Annotated in this window: 18 protein-coding genes and 1 pseudogene; all 19 read right to left on the reverse strand. The window is 47.3% G+C overall.

The genetic code is table 11. The features are described 5' to 3' along the window. Positions 1-1,610, reverse strand: a pseudogene (locus D829_RS31680) (collagen-like triple helix repeat-containing protein); the annotation flags it as partial. A gap of 342 nt (positions 1,611-1,952) precedes the next feature. Beyond that, complete coding sequence (gene pstB, locus D829_RS0121360; RefSeq protein WP_017690970.1) at positions 1,953-2,708, reverse strand: phosphate ABC transporter ATP-binding protein PstB; 756 nt, start codon at positions 2,706-2,708, stop codon at positions 1,953-1,955. Between the two features lie 12 nt (positions 2,709-2,720). Then, the gene (gene pstA, locus D829_RS0121365; RefSeq protein WP_026081329.1) at positions 2,721-3,608 is read right to left on the reverse strand and encodes a phosphate ABC transporter permease PstA; all 888 of its coding nucleotides are present in this window, start codon (positions 3,606-3,608) and stop codon (positions 2,721-2,723) included. Between the two features lie 2 nt (positions 3,609-3,610). Beyond that, positions 3,611-4,519, reverse strand: coding sequence for a phosphate ABC transporter permease subunit PstC (gene pstC / locus D829_RS0121370; protein WP_100528178.1), 909 nt, complete (start codon positions 4,517-4,519; stop codon positions 3,611-3,613). 142 nt (positions 4,520-4,661) lie between these two features. Next, positions 4,662-5,588 carry a phosphate ABC transporter substrate-binding protein gene (locus D829_RS0121375; protein WP_017690973.1) on the reverse strand — a complete coding sequence of 309 codons (927 nt, stop codon included), beginning with the start codon at positions 5,586-5,588 and terminating at the stop codon, positions 4,662-4,664. 560 nt (positions 5,589-6,148) lie between these two features. Next, the gene (locus tag D829_RS0121380) at positions 6,149-7,441 is read right to left on the reverse strand and encodes an arsenic transporter (protein WP_017690974.1); all 1,293 of its coding nucleotides are present in this window, start codon (positions 7,439-7,441) and stop codon (positions 6,149-6,151) included. Between the two features lie 185 nt (positions 7,442-7,626). Beyond that, on the reverse strand, positions 7,627-9,714 hold the full coding sequence (locus tag D829_RS0121385; protein ID WP_017690975.1) for a methyl-accepting chemotaxis protein: 2,088 nt from the start codon (positions 9,712-9,714) through the stop codon (positions 7,627-7,629). Positions 9,715-9,887: 173 nt separating this feature from the next. Next, a complete protein-coding gene (locus D829_RS0121390) occupies positions 9,888-10,946 on the reverse strand; it encodes an EAL domain-containing protein (protein WP_017690976.1) in 1,059 nt (352 codons plus the stop codon). Positions 10,947-11,162: 216 nt separating this feature from the next. Continuing rightward, on the reverse strand, positions 11,163-13,430 hold the full coding sequence (locus tag D829_RS0121395; RefSeq protein WP_036661885.1) for a bifunctional 2',3'-cyclic-nucleotide 2'-phosphodiesterase/3'-nucleotidase: 2,268 nt from the start codon (positions 13,428-13,430) through the stop codon (positions 11,163-11,165). Positions 13,431-13,913: 483 nt separating this feature from the next. Further along, on the reverse strand, positions 13,914-14,330 hold the full coding sequence (locus D829_RS0121400; RefSeq protein WP_017690978.1) for a pyridoxamine 5'-phosphate oxidase family protein: 417 nt from the start codon (positions 14,328-14,330) through the stop codon (positions 13,914-13,916). A gap of 462 nt (positions 14,331-14,792) precedes the next feature. Next, positions 14,793-15,251: an NUDIX domain-containing protein gene (locus D829_RS0121405; RefSeq protein WP_017690979.1), complete on the reverse strand. Its 459-nt coding sequence runs from the start codon at positions 15,249-15,251 to the stop codon at positions 14,793-14,795. Positions 15,252-15,337: 86 nt separating this feature from the next. Beyond that, positions 15,338-16,111 carry a 5-oxoprolinase subunit PxpA gene (locus tag D829_RS0121410; RefSeq protein WP_017690980.1) on the reverse strand — a complete coding sequence of 258 codons (774 nt, stop codon included), beginning with the start codon at positions 16,109-16,111 and terminating at the stop codon, positions 15,338-15,340. Then, positions 16,111-17,142 carry a biotin-dependent carboxyltransferase family protein gene (locus D829_RS0121415; RefSeq protein WP_017690981.1) on the reverse strand — a complete coding sequence of 344 codons (1,032 nt, stop codon included), beginning with the start codon at positions 17,140-17,142 and terminating at the stop codon, positions 16,111-16,113. Before D829_RS0121415 ends, D829_RS0121410 begins: the two co-directional genes overlap by 1 nt. After that, positions 17,139-17,855: a 5-oxoprolinase subunit PxpB gene (gene pxpB / locus D829_RS0121420; protein ID WP_017690982.1), complete on the reverse strand. Its 717-nt coding sequence runs from the start codon at positions 17,853-17,855 to the stop codon at positions 17,139-17,141. Before pxpB ends, D829_RS0121415 begins: the two co-directional genes overlap by 4 nt. Positions 17,856-17,916: 61 nt before the next feature. After that, positions 17,917-18,507 carry a histidine phosphatase family protein gene (locus D829_RS0121425; RefSeq protein WP_017690983.1) on the reverse strand — a complete coding sequence of 197 codons (591 nt, stop codon included), beginning with the start codon at positions 18,505-18,507 and terminating at the stop codon, positions 17,917-17,919. Further along, the gene (locus D829_RS0121430) at positions 18,504-19,094 is read right to left on the reverse strand and encodes a DUF1572 family protein (protein WP_017690984.1); all 591 of its coding nucleotides are present in this window, start codon (positions 19,092-19,094) and stop codon (positions 18,504-18,506) included. Before D829_RS0121430 ends, D829_RS0121425 begins: the two co-directional genes overlap by 4 nt. Positions 19,095-19,165: 71 nt before the next feature. Next, positions 19,166-19,495: a DUF952 domain-containing protein gene (locus D829_RS0121435; protein ID WP_017690985.1), complete on the reverse strand. Its 330-nt coding sequence runs from the start codon at positions 19,493-19,495 to the stop codon at positions 19,166-19,168. A gap of 51 nt (positions 19,496-19,546) precedes the next feature. After that, entirely contained in the window at positions 19,547-20,104 is a 558-nt protein-coding gene (locus D829_RS0121440; RefSeq protein ID WP_017690986.1) for a GNAT family N-acetyltransferase, read from the reverse strand. A 28-nt stretch (positions 20,105-20,132) separates the two neighbouring features. Continuing rightward, on the reverse strand, positions 20,133-20,540 hold the full coding sequence (locus D829_RS0121445) for a DUF2809 domain-containing protein (RefSeq protein ID WP_017690987.1): 408 nt from the start codon (positions 20,538-20,540) through the stop codon (positions 20,133-20,135). Positions 20,541-20,544: the final 4 nt, after the last annotated feature.

The following is a 20,544-nucleotide window of genomic DNA, read 5'->3' on the forward strand; positions in this document are numbered from 1 at the left end:
TTTTGTATTGTGAAAACACTTGTTGTTGCATTATAAGTTAGTGATGTAAATTGGTTTGGAGTAATATTTAGAATATTTGATCCAGAAGCAATTGTCTGCGGTTGAATATTACCATTAAAGAATGAGTCTACAAACGTAGGAGTTGCACCTGTTGCGCCGGTTACCCCAGTAGGTCCTGTTCCACCAGTAGATCCTGTCGTTCCGGTTACCCCAGTAGCCCCTGTTCCACCAGTAGATCCTGTCACACCGGTTACTCCAGTTGAACCCGTCGCTCCCGTGGATCCGGTTGTTCCCGTTCCGGTTGCACCTGTCGCTCCGGTTAACCCAGTAGATCCTGTTCCACCAGTAGCTCCAGTCGTTCCGGTTGCACCTGTGGCGCCAGTAGCCCCTGTTCCCGTCGCACCTGTGACACCGGTTACTCCAGTTGCTCCCGTGGATCCGGTTGTTCCCATTCCGGTTGCGCCGGTTGCGCCAGTTAACCCAGTAGATCCTGGTCCACCAGTAGATCCTGTCGTTCCCGTTACTCCGGTGGCTCCTGTATCACCAGTAACTCCAATCGAACCTGTGTCCCCAATAATTCCGGTCGTGCCCGTTACGCCTGTTGCTCCTGTATCGCCAGTAGTTCCAGTTGCTCCCGGCGCACCTGTATCTCCAGTAATCCCAGTCGTGCCCGTTGCTCCGGTCGCTCCCGTTACCCCTGTCACACCTGTATCTCCAGTGATTCCAGTTGCTCCTGTCACGCCTGTTGCACCCGTATCTCCAGTAACTCCAGTCGTTCCCGTTACGCCTGTTGCACCCGTATCTCCTGTGATTCCGGTTGTTCCAGTCACGCCTGTATCTCCAGTGATTCCAATCGTTCCTGTTACTCCTGTCGCACCCGTATCGCCAGTGACTCCGGTCGCTCCCGTTACACCTGTCGCACCTGTATCGCCAGTAACTCCGGTCGCTCCCGTTACACCTGTCGTACCCGTATCTCCAGTGATTCCAGTTGCTCCTGTCACGCCTGTTGTACCCGTATCTCCAGTAATTCCAGTCGTTCCGGTTACTCCTGTTGCACCTGTATCTCCAGTGATTCCAGTTGCTCCTGTCACGCCTGTTGCACCCGTATCGCCAGTAGTTCCAGTTGCTCCCGGTGCACCTGTATCTCCAGTAATTCCGGTGGCTCCCGTCACACCTGTCGCACCCGTATCGCCAGTAACTCCAGTTGCCCCTGTTACGCCGGTTGTACCCGTATCACCGGTGATTCCGGTCACCTCACCTAACAACTCCTGAGATACCAGACGATGCGCAGCTACCAATTCTCCATTCTGATTTTTTCCCCATACCGAAATTTGTACTTCTGCCACGGCAACATCACTCGTTGTAAAGACCATTTCAAACCCATTAAAGTTAGCATAATAATCTTTGGTTATCACTTTGTTCGGCATAACACTGAACAAATCTTGAATATACAATGTACGAACACCATCTAAATGATAGCCTTGAACCAAAACCGTGTAGATACTACTTTCATTCCGATTATCCAGCTTTACCGTAACTCTCTGGGTGGGACGCACACCACTTCCCGCAACGATATTATTCTCTATAGGACCTGTTGATAGAACAGCCATTCTTTAGATGCCTCCTTTGTCAGTATACATTCACCTGATCGAGATCATCTTATATGGATATGCATACTACGAGTTCATCGTGATGTATAAATCGCCCTTTTTAGGCCATCATCATGACCGGGCTCAAGACTCATGTTCCTCATAAAATGATTGTTTGGAAGGCGGCAAAGGAAACCACATTGGCATAAATGCCTGTCGCCGGAGACAAATAAATCAGCAGCACTGCTCTCCCATAAATATTCATTAAAAAAGCATAACCCCCCGAGCTACCTCACTCGAGTGTTATGCTTCCTTCTGATTCTATAAATCTATCTCTATCTCATACTCCATCTAATGTAACAATTAACCGAAACGACCCATAATGTATTCTTGCGTCAGACGATTGTCCGGGTTCGTGAAAATATGCTCCGTATCCCCGTGTTCAATCATGTTCCCCAGATAGAAATAAGCCGTATAATCCGAGATGCGTGCCGCCTGCTGCATATTATGGGTAACAATGACGATCCGCAGATCCCTCTTGAGCTCAGTAATCAATTCTTCAACCTTACCCGAAGATACCGGGTCAAGTGCAGATGCCGGCTCATCAAGCAGCAGAATCTGCGGATCAACAGACAAGGCGCGGGCGATACATAGACGCTGCTGTTGTCCGCCAGAGAGAGACAGAGCTGACTCATGCAGTCTGTCTTTCACTTCGTCCCAGAGCGCAGCACGACGCAAGCTTTTTTCCACAATTTCATCCAGTGCCTTCTTACTCTTCGTACCACGGTAGCGGGGGCCAAACGCGATATTGTTGTAGATGGACTTGTGAAAAGGATTTGGCTTCTGCCACACCATGCCAATCTTCTGGCGAAGCTTGATTACATCGGTTCCAGGCTCATTCAGATCGTTACCGTCCATCCAGATATGTCCCTCTGTACGGGAACCGGCAATCTCGTCGTTCATCCGGTTCAGCGACCGGAGGAACGTGGATTTACCGCAACCAGATGGCCCAATAAGAGCCGTTACGCTTGCTTCAGGAAATGTCAGGCTAATCTGCTTGACCGCCTGGAAATGTCCATAATATATGCTTAACTGTTCCGTACCAAAAGGTATGGCCATGTTGGTTCCTCCTTATTTCGAAGCTGTCATACGGCGGAATACAACCCTACCGATCCAGCGTGCACTTAGATTGAACGCCAGCACGAGAATGACAAGCACGGCGGACGCCCCTGCTGCCACTTCTTTGGAATCTGGCCCAATGCCTTCACTATTCACTTTCCAGATATGGACAGCAAGTGTCTCTGCCGGACGGAAAGGATTAAGCGGTGATCTTGGACTCGTCGGATTCCAATCTGTAAAGTCCAATGGTGGACTACTCATACCTGCGGTGAACATCAGCGCGGCTGCTTCACCGAAGATCCGGCCCGATGCCAGGATCGTACCCGTAATCAAACTCGGCAATGCCACCGGCAACAGAATGGAAGTAATGATTTTCCACTTGGACAGCCCAAGCGCCAGACCTGCTTCCTTCTGCTCCTTCGGAACAGCCCGGAAGGCCTGCTCCGTTGTCCGTACCATCAGTGGCAAGTTAAAGATCGCCAGAGCCAAGGCACCCGAGATCAGGGAGAAACCAAGACCAAATTGATTTACTAGCAGCAAGAGGCCAAACAAACCGATAACAATGGAAGGGAATGATGACAATACTTCAACGACCAGACGAATGAAGCTGGTAATCTTACCTGGCTTGGCGTATTCCGCCATGTAAATTCCGCCGCCCCATCCGAGTGGAATGGTAACAATCAAGGTCAGAACAAGCAAGAATACGGAGTTGAAGAGTTGTGGACCAATCCCGCCGCCACCCTTAAGCAACTGTGGTGCGCTTGTCAGGAAGTTCCAGCTAATATGCCCAATACCTCTATACATGATGAAGCCAAGCAGACCGAGCAATAGAATAACAATGAACAGGGCCAGTACAACGATAACGGATGTTGCAATTTTATCTACCGTCTTTGCCTTCATTTTCATACCCGGTTTCTCCTTTCAAGCAGGCGAACCAGAATGACGAAGACAAAGGTCATCACCAACAGGACAAGCGCCATACTCCACAGTGCATTGTTATGAACAGAACCCATCGTGGTGTTACCCATGCTGAGTGTAATTACACTTGTTAATGTTGAAGCTGATTCAAGCAAGGATGTTGGAACATGCGGTGCATTACCGATAACCATCTGCACAGCAAGTGCCTCACCAAAAGCACGGGCCATACCCAAAACGACACCTGTCAACAAAGCTGGCAAAGTCGTTGGGATAATGACACGGTAGATGGTTTGCCAGCGAGTGGCACCCAGTGCGTAGGAGGATTCACGCAATCCTTTTGGTAACGCGGACAATGCATCGGCCATAATACTTGTCACCGTAGGAAGAATCATTACGGCGAGAACAAGACATCCGGCTGCAATCCCGACGCCTGTTCCACCAAAGATACTGCGAAGCAAGGGTACGATGACACTCAGACCAATAAATCCGTACACAACGGATGGAATTCCGGACAAGAGCTCAATCGCAGGCTGCAAGATCTTTTTCCCTTTACCCGGGACAATCTCTGTCATGAATAGCGCTGCACACAGTCCAAGCGGACTTGCGATCAATGCTGCAAGCAAGGTTGTAATGAAAGAACCTGTGATGAACGGCAATGCCCCGTAGAAAGCAGGTTCCCCAGTTGGATTCCACGTTTTCCCACCAAGGAATTCGCTTATGCTTATCCCATTTTGGAAAAATGTCGATAGTCCCTTGGACGCTACAAAATAAACAATGGAAAACATGACAACGATCAGGAAAACGACACAAATCGACGTATAGATCCGTCCCGTCCACTCTTCCCAATAATGTTTCTCTTTTAAGGGCCGGCGCGGTTTCAACTTGTTATTCATTACCGTTCCCCCTTCGGTCTGTTCCATAACAACCATCCTTCTATAGTAGAATTAATGCAAAATATGGGATTATTTCAGAGCAAACCGCGTAAAGAGGCGGGACCTAAGTCCGCCTCTTTCGCTGTATGCGCAAGTTCAATGATTACTGAACCACATTACCTGCTGCATCGCGTTTTACTTTCATACCTGACATTGGAATGTATCCAAGTTCTGTCACGTCGCTTTGTTGAATTTCATCACTCAGGATGTAGTCGAGGAACGCTTTTGTAGCTGCATCTGGCTCACCTTTTGTGTACATGTGCTCGTAAGCCCACACTGGATAAGTTCCTGCTTCTACGTTCTCAACTGTTGCTTCTACACCTTCGTATTTCAACACTTGCAAGCTGTCATCCAAGTAAGACAGGGCAAGGTAACCAATAGCACCTGGCGTTTCAGATACCAATTTTTTTACGTTACCAGAAGAATCTTCTTGAATCGAACCTTGGATATCATCCATTTTCGCACCCAATGCATACTTCTCAAAAGTTGCACGAGTACCGGAACTACTCGGACGGTTTACAATAACGATTGCTTGATCCGCACCACCAACGTCTTTCCAGTTCTTCACTTTACCGGAGAAAATATCGATCAGTTGTTGCTTCGTCAAACCTTCTACGCCTGCATCTTTGTTGCTAACTGGAGCCATAGCTACTACGGCTACTTGATGGTCAACCAGTTCTTTTACTTTGGCTTCGTCCTCCAGTTTCTCTTCTGCAAATACATCAGAGTTACCGATTGTAGCTTGTCCGTCAGATACTTGTGTCAAACCAGTACCACTACCGCCACCTTGAACTTGAACCGTTACGTTCTTATATTCATCAACTGCCATAAATTTCTGTCCAGCTTGTTCTACCAGAGGTAGCAATGCTGTCGATCCGACTGCCAGAATGTTACCGCTAAGCTCAGTAGCAGCTTCTCCTGATCCATTGCTTGCGGCACCCTCTGTACCAGCGTCATTTTTCGATCCGCATGCAGCGAGCACCAGTACGAACGTTAAGGTCATCAAAATAAACGGCAACTTTTTAAACATGTTTTGTTTTCCTCCCCCAATGTGGTGATGGCGTTTTGTGAATTTGTTTGTTCACCATCAACTCTTTACTTATTGTAGTTTCGGTATGTCATCTTAAAATCAGTGTTTTGTAAACGCAATGTTAAAAATATCGGTTGTATATTGAAAATCATCTGAGACCAATTGCGCTGAAGTGGCCGCTTCGGGAACGGGCGTTGTTTCAATCGCTGTTATCCCCGGATTTATATGATTTACTTTTTCTATGGAATACATCCGGGGATAAAGGCGAACGCTTCGCTTTTCCACAATCGTTCCGTTCCCTGCGCTGTGTTAGCGCTCGTTGGATCTCAGGCATTTCAAATCTCCTGCCTGGGAGTAGGCCAAAGAAGGCCAGCCTACAATGGGCTGGCCTTATGAAATGCTTAGATACTTAATTGAAATAGTTCATTTCTTCTATAGAAGAAACAAAAGCAGGAAATAAAAAAACTGCCCCACTGCCAGTGCGTAGCACCAGCTGTGAGAGCAGCCTTTTACATTACAACAGATTATCTTATTGATACTCAATGTAAAATCAAATTTTACTAACCTAAAATCCAGAGCCACAATGCCAATCCGGCCAACGTGATCAACAGTGTCGGGATCGTCAGGATAATACCTGCCTTGAAATAATACCCCCATGTGATCTTCATACCTTTGCGGGATAATACGTGCAGCCACAGCAATGTGGCTAGTGATCCAATCGGGGTCATTTTGGGACCCAAATCGGAACCAATGACATTGGCATAGATCAACGCTTCTTGAATAATACCTTCGGTATGTGCACCCTGGATGGCTAGCAGGTTAATCAACACGGTAGGCAGGTTGTTCATCACTGATGATAATACAGCAGCGATGATGCCCATCCCGAGCGAAGCAGCCAGCAGACCATGCTCTGCTATGGCATCCAGCCAGCGACTCAGATGATCCGTTAACCCTGCATTACGCAGTCCATATACGACGATATACATACCCACGGAGAACACCACAATCGACCATGGCGCTTCCTTGATTACCCGTTTCAGATCAACAGCCTCGCTCTTCCGTGCCAGTAAAGCGAACAGCAGCGCAACGGAGCCAACGATAACCGACACTGGAATCGGCAGAAACTCACTGGATGCATAGGCCACCAGTAACAGCCCAAGCATGAACCAGGCGATTCGGAACATCCGGGGATCGCGTATCGCTTCTTTCGGGTCACGTGCCGCGGAGATGTCGTAGCGACGAGGTATGCTTTTGCGATAGAACAAGAACAACATCCCTGTACTCGCTACGATTGAGAACAGATTGGGCACAACCATGCGTACCGCATACTCCACAAATGTAATACCAAAGAAATCGGCCGATACAATGTTAACCAGATTGCTGACGACTAACGGTAACGACGTGGTATCGGCGATAAATCCACTCGCCATCACAAAAGCCAGCACCATTCGCTCATCAAACCTCAATGCACGCACCATTGCCAGCACAATTGGCGTCAGAATGAGCGCGGCACCGTCATTCGCGAACAAGGCAGACACCGCGGCTCCCAGCAGAATGGAGTAGAAAAACAGTCTGCGACCGTCTCCTCCAGCCAGCCTTGCCATATGAAGGGCAGCCCATTCGAAGAAACCCGTCTCGTCGAGAATGAGAGAAATCATAATAATGCCGACAAAGGCCAGCGTTGCATTCCATACAATGGATGCCACATCCGAGGCATCGTTTAAGCTGACAACTCCACACAACAGGGCAATTAATGCCCCACCAGAGGCAGTCCAACCGATACCCAATCCACGAGGTTGCCAGATCACCAAGGTGATTGTCACTACAAAAATCAGTATTGCTACGTATACCATAGAGCCTCCTGCTGTACCCTGTATCAATATATTATTTCGTTAATTCAATCTTATACTGTAAGATTACACCGCCTATGCGCGGAATGACCAGACGATATATTTATACAGGGCAACAGGAACATTGTCTATCTTTATTTTCTTTTAATATAAAATGTGTGGTGAGTTATGGTGTTCAATCCCAGGAATTATTCTTTACCCTTATCCTTCGGTGTATCCTCCACCATCTTGAACATGCCGAGCAATCCTTGTAATTGTTCCGCCATGCTATTCAGATGTGCCGAGGAGGATGCAATCTCTTCTACCGATGCCAGTTGTTCTTGCGAAGATGCAGACACGGATTCTGTATTCGCAGCCGATTCCTGGGTCACATTCGAAATATCACTCATCGCCTTGGCAACGTGGGATGCACCGCTCTCCAGTTGCTTCGTTGTTGCGGACAAGTCATCCAATGTATGAACAGCACCTTCCACCGCCTCCCGAATCTGGGCAAAGGATTGCCCTGACGTATTCACGGCCTGAATTCCTTCTCCTACCCGAGTCTGAGCCGCATTCATGGCGATCAGAGCGGCATCCATGTCCTGACGGATATTATGAACCACCTCACCGATCTGCGCTGCCGAGCTTCCGGATTCTTCTGCCAGTTTGCGTACCTCACCCGCTACAACTGCAAACCCACGACCCGCATCACCCGCTCTTGCCGCTTCAATAGAAGCATTTAATGCAAGCAAGTTCGTTTGTTTGGAGATGGATGCAATGACATCAACCATGCTACCAATCTCAACGGAACGGGCATTCAGAGATTGAACCACCGTCCCCAGCTGCTCCACCGTTTCCTGGATACTGTTCATCTGCTCCACAGCCTGTCCTGCTGCCTCATTCCCGGAAGAAGCCGCTCCGGACGTATGCCGCATATTTGCCGTAATCGATTGTACACGCTCCGACATCATTCGAACATCTTCTGCCATTCGGCTCATCTGTCCAGATCCGTCTTTCACGCTGTTTACCTGCTGCTCTGCACCTTCAGCCAGTTCCTGAATGGCCTGTGTTGAATGTTCAATCGCTTTGGTGGTTTGTTCTGCACTGGCAGACAACTCTTGAGAAGAAGCAGATACCTGCTCTGTCGTTTCCTGTACACCAAGAATCATCATTCGAAGGTTATCGACCATACGTTCAAAATACTTCGCAAGTTCTCCGACTTCATCTTTACGTCCTGTTTCCATTTTCACGGTCAAGTCACCTTTACTCACGGCTCTTGCAGATTCCTGCAGACGCTTGATTGGACGCAGCATGGAGCGTGTAAACCAGATAATAAAGATGAGCGTAAGGAACGTAGCCGCCAGAATAACAATAAATGTGACCATGCGAATATCCTTACTCGCATTGGTTATTTCACTCTTGAACATCGTGCCGGCAATTTTCCAGCCCGTTGCTTCATTCGTTGAGAAAATCATCATTTTCGGCTGATTGTTGTACACGTAATCGAAATGACCTTCTTGACTCTGATACATCTCATCAAGGGTGCCGCTAGTTTCCTGTGTACCTGCATCTGCTATAGGGGAAACAACATAGTTTTTGTTTGCATCCATAATAATGACGTAGCCTTCTTTGCCCACCTTAATGGATGCCTGTTCTCGCAGGTCTGTCAGATCCAGAGACAAACCGATTACACCGGATTGATCCTTTAATGTTTTGGAGATAAATACAACTGCAACGCCATCGGTATTAACAGACACAGCTGATACAACGGCTGTACCTGGCTTTTCCATCGCTAGTTTGTACCACTCCCGCTCCCTAGGATCATATGCATCTCCACGCGTACTGCTCGCTGTTGGTTTCCCTCGAACCATGACTCCATCTGTTGTTCCTACAAAAATATTCATGGCATCGGGATGCAAGCCCAGATATTGCTCCAGCTTCACCTGAAGCTCGGGACTATCGTTCTCCCCTTTGATAAGGCTCGGATCAAGAGCATCCGCGAAATAGTTAATGTCATTAATCTTGTAATTCACTTGGCTTTCTACAATGGTATTGGCAGTGCTCACACTTTGCATGGCACTATCCACTAATTGTTCTTGTATGCCATCTTCAGCCATCGTTAGTGTGATCAAGCCGATTGCCAAGCTTGGCAGGAGCAGAACGGCCAGGAAGGAGACCAATAGTTTGTTCCTTATATTCCAGACGAAACCTTTCTTTTTCTTCTTTTTATTTTTACTATGTTTTGATTTGGCAGGTTTCGCTGCTTTCACTAGTTTATTACCCTGAGTTTCACTCATGTCTTTCTCCCCCTCAAAATGTAAAAATGTCCTCTTTCTTTGTATGTATGGATCAATCTAAAAGGCTTATCTTATATATCGGCTAAATGAGGGTATTTATTTGAGAGAAAAATGTGCAGGCACGCCAAACAAGCCACCTCTGATCAGAAGCGACTTGTACAAGGTACAGGTTACTAATTATTCCATGAATTAGATGAAGTATTGGCGTACGGACCGCCTGGGGGTTGTGCCGAGGGTTTACCAAAATAGTAGCCCTGTGCAAGCTCAATACCTATGGAACGACAGAACTCAAACTCTTCCATCCGTTCGATCCCCTCGGCAAGGACTTGCCCTCCAAATCGACTCGACATCTCAACAATATGAAGAATTTTCTGTTGTTTGGTCGAATCCTGATCACAACGGTCAATAAGACTTCGATCTATTTTGACAAAATCCGGTTCTAACCGATTCATCAACTCTATTGTCGAATATCCGGCACCCACATCATCCAGTGCAACCGACATTCCACGGGAACGATACACCTCAAATATATGCTGCAAGATGGACATATGCTGAATCTGCTCTGTTTCCACGACTTCAAACACAAAATCTTTAGGGTCCAGCGAAAGACGTTCAATCGCTTCAAACGTATGTGTCAGACAATATTCGGGATTATATATGGAGGAAGGCAGGAAATTTACGAAGCGTTTGACACCATGCGGCAGAAAAAGGGCACTGGTCTCAATAGCAGTAATACGCGCCAATCGATCCAGAAAAGAATGTAGTCCAGTCTCATGCGCAACTTCAAATAATTCATAGGAACTGAAGGATTTTCCATTCTCAGCAGGACGAAGCAAAAACTCATATCCGATAATCTGCTCCGATGCATCAACGATGGGTTGCATATGACTGCTGAATTGATGCTCCAGAATAATGGAAACAAGCTCCGCATGTTTGAAACGAGACTCCTGCATGGTTAGACTAATCCAGCTTTCTTCATTAGCCTGTTCGTATATAGGCATAATCTGAACAGTTAGGGAATCACGTAATGTCGGATCAATTTCGCCGATCTTTTCTATTAAGCTCTGAACCGTCTCCAGATTCGAAAAATGTATCCACATCATGTCATCCGACGTCTCGATAAGTCTTCCCGGCGTTTGTAGCGCTTCCAGCAAAGCGGGGGAAATGGGACGCAAGTACAAGGTACCTTGGCCCTCTATAGGATAGATTGGACTGCAGCCACTGCAATTCATGTAGGACCCCCCTTGCCAATTTAGATTCCATGTCCATTAATGTTCACTTGTATATACCCAAAGTTTGTAAATATTATATCATGGGTCTTAAAATTAATCTCTACTGTTTTGATGACTTCCTGTATGACGGTTCTTGGAACAAATATATTCAAATTTGCAGAAAAAAAGACCAACAGTCTGATGACTGTCGGTCTCCTCCTCACCGCTTATTAAACTTTAAGAAGCGGGAATCACGATTTTCTGTCCAACTTTCAGGTTGTGTACATCTGGAATTACGTTAAATGTGACAATCTTGCGCCAGTCCACACCATATTTTAAGCCGATACGGTACAAGTTATCGCCTTTTTTCACCACATATACCACTTTGCCGCCCGCTGGTTTCTCAGGCTGTGGCTTGGTCGTTGGTTTGGTTGGAGTAGTCGGCTCCGTAGGTTTAGTTGGCTTTGTAGGCGTAGGAGCAGGCTCCGTACCTGGTTTCGGAGTTGTTGTTGCTTCTCCAGTCAGTTTCAAGCCATACTCTGCAAAACCTTCTTTGTTCGTACCGATGAACGACATCGCCGGATTCGCTTCAACCAGACCTTTCGCATCCGGGGAAGAAGCAAACACAACTTCAAGATCGTTCAGCGCTGCTGCGGTTAACCCAGCAGATGGTTTGATTGGTGCCAGGGACCAGTTGCCGTCCGCTGCCGGATTAATCGTTTTATTCTCACGGATGTAGTCGATAATCACTTGACGGTTCTCATCCGGTGCAGCCAGAACGATACGTTTACCGTCCGGGTTAGCCAGCTTGGACGAAGAAGCACGGTAGTTATTTGTCGCTACAATGAATTTTTGCGCTGGGTCAACCGGTTTGCCGTTAAAGCTCAGATCCTTGATCCGGCTTGCGGATGCATTTACAACGGTTGCTTTGCCGTCATATTTGGCTGGTTGTGTCACATCGATCTGATACGTCACACCATCGATAACATCGAAGTTGTACGTTGGGAAGTCGTTGTTGATCAGTTGTTGTTGTCCACCTTTAGCCGGGTCGATCTGGTTGAATTGGCCTGCGGACCATTCCAGCCATTCTTTCAGTTCTGCGCCGTTCACCATTACAGCATGTACCGTATTTGGATACACGTACAGGTCAGCAACGTTTTTAATCGCAATGGTGCCTTTAGGGATATTCGTGTAATACGAAGCGCCTGAACGCCCACCGGCTTTGAATGGTGCACCTGCGGACAATACAGGGATTTTCTCATATTCCGTACCTTGCATATGTTTTTCGACATACCATTTCTGTGCATTCGTTACAATCTGAATGGATGGATCATCCTGAACCAGAGCGAAGAAGCTGTTGATAGGTGCAGTCGTTTCGCCCACCGGACCACGAACATACTCAAGCGTGCCTTCATGCTCTTCATGAACCGCATCAATGATCGACTGATCAGCGTCTACCAATGGTTTTTTGTTGGCTGTGTCATAGATTGGGCGTGCTTCCGTTTTGGAATCCACCACTTTCCATTTGCCATCTACCAACTCCAGATCCAGGTCGATGATACCAAGATGATCACCCCAGAACCCTGGCTCTACAGCAGGAACGCCGTTAATGGTGCCCTTCTCCAGGTCTACCCCTTTTTTGCCGGCAAAATCAGCACTTGGGAATACTTTGTGGGCATGTCCAAACAGAATGGCATTAATGCCTTCTACCTGGCTCAGGTAAAGTACGGAGTTCTCCATCAGATCCGTTTGAGGGATATCCTCAAATCCGGAGTGAGGGATGGCTACAATAATGTCGGCACCTTTAGCTTTCATTTCAGGAATGAATTTTTTCGCAGTAGCAATAATATCCTTGGCGATTACTTTCCCTTCAAGGTTAGCGCTATCCCACTGCATGATTTGAGGCGGTACAAATCCGATCACACCCACTTTGATCGTATGTTCTTTGCCAGTCTCATCCGTTACCTTTTTATCCAAAATCTCATACGGTGTGAAATAGTTCTTGTCATTTGTCTCATCATCATCACCGTCGTCTACATAGACATTGGCGTTAATGTAAGGGAAGTTCGCTCCCTCCAGCGTCATGTCCAGGAAGTCCAGACCATAGTTGAACTCATGGTTACCGATGTTACCTGCATCATAATCGAGCAGATTCATCGCTTTATATACAGGGTGAGTCTCACCCTTTTTCAGTGGATCAATCTTCGCAACATAGTCTCCCAGCGGGTTACCCTGAATCAGATCACCATTGTCAAACAGCAGGCTGTTCTTGGCTTCGTCACGCGCTTTCTTGATCAGTGTAGCTGTTTTGGCGAGTCCATACTGGTCTGTCTCTTTGTCGGAATAATAGTCGTAGTTAATCAGATTGTCATGAATGTCTGTTGTCTCCATGATCCGCAGTTTAACTTTGGCAGCATCCGCAGCCGATACAGGTACCGGAAACACCGCAAGCACGTTTAATGCAACCAAAGCGGCAGTCAGGCTTGATAATACTTTTTTTCTCATTTTCAAAATAACCCCTCCCGGTTATGTACATTGAATCATGCATTAATGGGCAAACGAAGAGCGCAGAAAAAAGATAGATTTCATGGGTTGTGCGTACTGACGCTCTGATGACATGCATCGGAATTTCAGGTAAGTTTATCTCACATGAACATCTATTTATGTCTGTGCTTGTCGTTTACATTCCAAATCATAACGCAATGTTCAGTCATTGAAAAGCATTATTTTTTACATTACCCGCACATACCTGGGCAAGTTTACGTTATCATGCGTGATTTCGACAATTTTTTCAACATTTTAGTAGGTATATAGTGCTTGTTATCTTCAAAATACGTATATTACATGTGTCTTACATGTATATCCAATTCAGCGTTATTCATCCATACCAAAAACCGTGAAACCTTAATGGCTTTCACGGTTGGATTAAACTCTGCACGTATTTTCGCATAAGGACGCTACTTTGCAGAGGTTATTTTCATATTCGGATTATTGTTCCCACACATGATGTTCATGATCTTTCCCCGTGTATTCAATACGAGCCGGGGTGATGTCCAGAATGACATAGTTCGGATCATTAGGTCCATCGAACCATGCTTTCAATTCATCGTTCCACACTTGCTCACGCAAGCCTTCGTTCTTTGTCACTTCGCAGGTGCCTTCAATCTCAACTACTTCCTTGGAACCACCAGCCTCATAACCAAGCAGCAGGCTAACATTCGGATTATTCTCCAGTTCCTCTACTTTGTGTGTACGGCGGTTCGTTGCCAGATGAATGTTCAGTCCATCGTTGAAAAGCGCCATATAGCGGGATTTCGGTTTACCATTCTCCACAGTCGAGAAGCTACAAAAAGGGTTGTTTTCCAATGCTTTTACAATGTTTTGTTCCAATTCAGTCTGGTTCATGGGAAGTGCTCCTTTCGGTTTGGGGGGATATTGGGAGGACTCTTGTAGAAGGTCGTTCCGGGTACGGATCGTTCTTTGGATCGCTGTTATCCCCGGATTTTTTTGATTCCCTTTTCTCAAAGGGAAAATCCGTTGATAAAGGCGAACGCTTTGCTTCCTCAGAATCGATTCCGTCCCCTCCACTACGTCTACTGTTCTCCCAATTTGAGGAGTGGGTAAGCTAAAGTTCAAACAGAAACCTGTACTTAACTTTGCAGGTTTCGTTTCTTTAGGTTTTATCCGCTCCGTTGCTGTGTATAAGTACAATCAACTTACGTTAGGTGTAATAAGCCTGTACTTATAGTGTACCCACCTCACCTATGGTGAATCCATGAACCGATACGCTAACGTGACAAAATTGGAAATGCTATTTATAAAAGTGTTTACATAACGGGGTTAGCACGATATTTCTTCTTGGCTGATTTAATTCAGATCTCCAAGATAGATTGATGAAGAGTCTGATGTAAGCAGCAATTCGCCAATTGTTTTTGGATATAAACGAATCTGGGATAGCTCTTCAAGTGCAATCCATTCCACGGCGACTTGGTGGTCGTCTGGATTGGAGCCTTCAAAAACGGTCGCCTCCGAATCTATCAGGCTGCACGCAAAATAAAATTCAACCTGGTGGATATCTGCATCCCACTCGGCGAATTCATGATTTTTTCCGATATATTCCCGGATATGTAACAGTTCGCCCACGTTCACGGGCTGACCAATCTCCTCCAGACATTCGCGTGCGACCGCATCTTTGAGTTCTTCACCTTTCTCCTGTCCTCCACCTGGGAACACATAAGCGGTACCATATTGGTCTTCCAGCCGGATGACCAGCAATCGTCCACTCTGCACAATGACAGCCTTCGCTGAGTTGCGTATGGGTTTCATTCTGTTGATCCACTCCTTGTCATTCTAAAATTTCAAAGTTCAATCCGAACAACCTGATACTACTATTGTTCTGCTGAACATTCGTATCATCCCGTGGTATGCGCGGATAACTTAATGCCTTTCGATTCCAACACACGACGAATCTCTTGAGCAAATGCGAGAGCGTTCGCTCCGTCACCGTGGATACAGACCGTCTCTGCCTTAATGGGAACCAACGTACCGTCCGTGGATACAACTACGCCGTCTTTCACCATCCGAAGCACTTGCGCAATCGCTTGTCCCGACTCTTCAATGACAGCTCCCGCTTGACTTCGAAGGGTTAGCTTACCATCCGCCCCATAGGTTCGATCCGCAAACACCTCGCTCACACTGCGCAGACCGATGCGATCCGCGGCGTGAATCAGCTCACTGCCCGCCAGACCATACAGATACAGCTCAGGCTGCACTTGATAGATCGCCTCCGCGATGGCTTCAGCAAGATTCGCATCATCTGCGGCCATATTGTATAAGGCACCATGTGGTTTCACGTGATGCATGTGCCCTCCGCTTGCCCGGACAAAGGCATCCAGCGCACCGATCTGATACACCACCATGTCATATGCTTCCCGTGGCGTAATGTCCATACGTCTTCTGCCAAACCCTTGCAAATCCGGCAACCCGGGGTGGGCTCCAATTGCCACCTGATGCTCCAATGCCCTCTCCACCGTCATCCGCATTGTAGCCGGGTCTCCTGCGTGAAACCCGCAGGCAATATTGGCTGATGTAATCAAGGGTAGAATGGCTTCGTCCGACAGAGTGCGATATATACCATAACTTTCGCCCAGATCACAATTGATATCCAAGGTTTTCGAGGTATTCATTAAGTGCCCTCCATTCCTGCCATTCTTCTGCGTATCAGCTTATCCATGAGCTGCATATTGATTTCCTGTTCCATATACAACTGTCCGGCTTGATCATGCGTAATCTTTTTAAAAGAAATTCGGGTTCCTGGCCAAGCCTGAGCTAGGATTGGCATATCCACCCGAGCTACCTGTGCAATGACAGGATAACCTCCAATCGTCTGATGATCTGCCATCAAGATGATGGGCTGACCATCCGGTGGCACCTGCACCGTGCCATAGGTAACGGCTTCAGACAACCGATCCAAGGGCTGATCCAGCTCCAGTTTGGAGCCTTGCAAGCGATAGCCCATCCGATCGGATTGCGAAGAATTCACGTATTTTTCGGCATAGAATTGTCCAAGACTTTCTTGACTGAACAGCGAACTATCCGTGCTCTCCATCACACGAATAACAGGTTGCCCATAATAGTCAGGTCTTTCACGTTCAGATAAAAACCACGCAGGCGCCAATATTCGGTGGTCCCGCTCACTCTCCTTTACCTGCTGCTCCATACGCTGCATCCATACTCGCGCTTCAGCAGATGGTTCACCATTGGATAACAGATCCCCCACGCGCAAGGCTCGCCCATCCACACCGCCAAGACCTGTCTTGAGGTCTGTACTTCGGCTGCCCATCACTTCAGGCACAGCTATTCCACCCGCAATCGCCAGATATCCACGCAAGCCATGACGACATTGACCAAACTTCAGTACACTTCCAGCCCGCACCAGCACAGGACGCCACAAAGGTACAGGCAGATGATCCACCGTTGCCGTCAAGTCAGCTCCACATAGTGAGATAAGCTGGCTCTCCTGAAATCGAAGCTCCGGACCCATCATCGTCATCTCCAGCACTGCCACATATCTGGAGTTGCCCACAAGCATATTGGCTGCTCTGGCTGCAAAGGTGTCCATGACTCCCCCAGGATGAATACCATACCGGCGATAGCCGGTTCTGCCTTCATCCTGAACGGTAGATAACAGGCCAGGGCGAATCACTTCAATACTCATCGTTCGCCCTCCATCCGCTTCAACGCCAGATACTCCTGCATCGTAATCTGTTTGAATCGAACCCGATCACCTGCTGCCAGCAAACTCGGTACGTTCTCTTCCGGCCGAAACAACCGGAGTGGCGTTCGTCCAATACATTGCCATCCTCCGGGTGTCTCCACCGGATAGATTCCCGTCTGTTTGCCACCGATACCTACTGTCCCCGCCTCAACCCGGAGCCTCGGCGTCGCTCTTCTGGGCGTAGTAATCCGTTCGGATAACCCGCCGAGATAAGGAAAACCCGGTGCGAATCCAATCATGTGCACAAGATAGTCCCCGGATGTATGAATCGTAATAACTTCCTCTGTGGTTAGTCCATGTTCACTGGCAACGTAGTCCAGATCAGGGCCCCACTCGCCACCGTAACATACGGGAATCGTGAAAGTTCTGGGCTTGTTTTGTAAGGATTCCTTCATTTGATGCAACTGTTGAAGTAGAATCTTGCATAACTGAGGGTAAGAGGAGATGAACGGATCATAAAATACTGTAACCGACGTATATGAAGGCACCCATTCGATCATGGCTGGCAAAGTGTTTTTTTCCAGCAAAGCACATACAGACATCACTCTGCGCTGCACAGAGTCAGACAATTGATCCCCGCAATGGATGATAACCGCTGCCTCACCCAGCGGAGATAAAATCTCCTCCGTCCATGAATACGGCTGTTTGGTCATGCGCCATCTCCCCCTTTGTCCACAAAGTTTGCTAGCGTTTTAACGTCATAACATTCATCTATTAAGACTCTCTGGACGAATCCAAATGCACGCTGCAATTGTACAGTTCGCATTGCCACGCATTCTCATTCTTGGCGATCCGGGTAATGGATGTGTTGGACAGCTTCACGCTGATATCCAGTTCAGGCACCAGACCTCGCAGTGTATTCCGCAGGACGGCTCCGTGACTGACAACAATCACTCTTCCATCGGGGTGCTGCTGTACAATATCTTCAAGCACCGCACTGCCTCGAACAGTCCCTGCATCTGCAAGCTCACGTCCCAGATCCAGAGTACTCCAGTCCACTCCCCACTTGGCTATACGTTCCTCTTCCGTCGTTCCTTCGACCTGTCCTCCGCCCATCTCGCGAAGTCTAGGGTCCAGATGAATCTCCTGAATACCCAAGCGATCACCGATGATGCGTGCCGTCTCACTTGCACGCTCCAAGTCACTTGCATAGATGGCATCCCAGGATTCTTCGGCCAGTCTCGCGGCAAGTAATACCGCCTGTTCCCTGCCATCCTGATCCAGCGGATTATCCGTCTGTCCCTGTGAACGTTTTTCCTTATTCCACGCTGTACTTCCATGGCGAATCAATGCAATTTGAGTCATTGTTGTTCCTCACCTTTTTCGATATGAAGTTCATCTTCTGTAAAATGTTTGCGTGCCTTCGGCTTGGAAAATTTGCCGCCATTATATTGAGAAGACCTGTCTCTCGGAATCGAGAGACTGTCCCAAGCTGTTTCTTTAAGCATTTTCGCGGCAAATACAATCTGCCCGACATGATACGGATAATGCGCCAATTGCCGAATAATAGCCTCCATGATGGTATGACCTTCATTGCGAATGTAGATGATATGAGACAATTGTTCCGGGGTAAACGAACGAATGGCTTCAAGTAGACAATTCCAGCCTTCCTCCCACTTGGCGAGCAACTCTTCCCGGGATGTAAGTTCATTCACGAATTCGGCATCTCGTTCACGCCACGGTTTCTCACCATCTGTTGTCAGTACATCCGTCCAACGGGACAGCATATTGCCCCATAGATGTTTTACGATAACCGCAATGCTGTTCGCGTCTTCATTCCAGGATAGAAACAATTGCTCGGAATCCAGTTGTGCCATCGCTTGTTCCCCGAGCTGCTTGTAATACAGGAACTGTTTCTCCGCTGTCTCCAGAAAAACCTGATTCATATCCATCCCCGTTAACCACCCTTCGTAAAAGTAATATGGCCCCTGATCACGTTCAGACAGATACGTCACATGTTATTTTATTCAGGAAATGAGAACGTACCGTCTGCATTCGGTTCAAATGGAATAGCTTTACGTACCGCATCCAGATTGAGCTCTCCATAGATATGTGGATATAGTTCATTCAATTCGTAGAGATCCTCATACACCAGTTCTGGCTTTAACGCCTTCTCATCAATACTAAGTAATAACAGATCCGTGCGGCCTGCATAATATTGCCCGGCTACCCATGGAATCTGTTCCTTGGTGGAACAATGAATGAATCCGTCCGTCTCCAGGCTATCTGGTGCATACTCAGTCCCCTTTGACACTTGCTCCCACAACGAACGGGAAATAATACTATAGATCATGGTTCCGCCTCCTTCAATTTCTGCGATGTACCCTATGTGTCATTGGAAGTATTATAGATCATCCCGGATACGAGAGTACACTTTTTGATCCGTAAATACACCTTTGATCTTCAACTGTTTGCGTAGCAAACCTTCGTACGACATGCCCAGCTTCTCCATTACGCGTGCAGAGCCTATGTTGTCTGCATTACATTTCCCCTCCAACCGATTGCAGTCCAGTTCCCGAAAGCAATAATCCACGATAGGTTGCATCGCTTCTGCTGCGAGACCCTTACCCCATTGACTGCTGGCTATCGCGTACCCTAGTTCAGCACTCTGCATGGGTTCGTTGAGATGAAAAATGCCACCTCTCCCGATCAAGGTCCCTGTTTCCTTCAAGATAAAAGCCCAGATATGTATCGTTTTCCGTTCATAATTATCCAGTACCCGCTGAATATATTGAATTGAATCCTCCACCGTCTCATGGCAGTTCCACAAGCTTTGCTGGCTCACTCGCGGATCAGAGGCAAATGCATAATATTCATCAAGATCATCCATCGTAAGCCGCCTCAGCTTTAACCGCTGTGTTTCGAATTGTGGTGATTCAGCAAAAAGTTTTTCTACATTCATTCAGCACACCTCCATGATTCACTTGAGTTCATGATCCAGCCATCTTATTTCTCAGGAAATAACGATCTATCATCACCATGCACAGAATTCCCACCGTATATCGAATCAGATCGATCACCAGAAATCCATGTCCCAAAATAAGAGCACCCCATACGGTTGAGCGTATCTCAATTAGCCAAGGCGTCTGAATCAACTGTGAGAACTCAATCAGCCAGCTGAATACACAGCTCAAACAGATCGCCCATACCAAGCTGCGACGAGGCCAAACCATGCGTACTCCGAAATAAATCATACCTGCCCACAATGCGTCTCCGAAATGTTCATGCACCCAATCCGGCAATCGTTCACCATAGTGTCTGGATGCAAGCCCTGCCGCCATGGTCATCATGACTGCGACGAAATAGATCAGCCTGTCTCTGATATGTACGCTTTTCAATTGA

Origin of the sequence: Paenibacillus sp. PAMC 26794 (genome assembly GCF_000316035.1) — a bacterium.
Lineage (GTDB): Bacteria > Bacillota > Bacilli > Paenibacillales > Paenibacillaceae > Paenibacillus.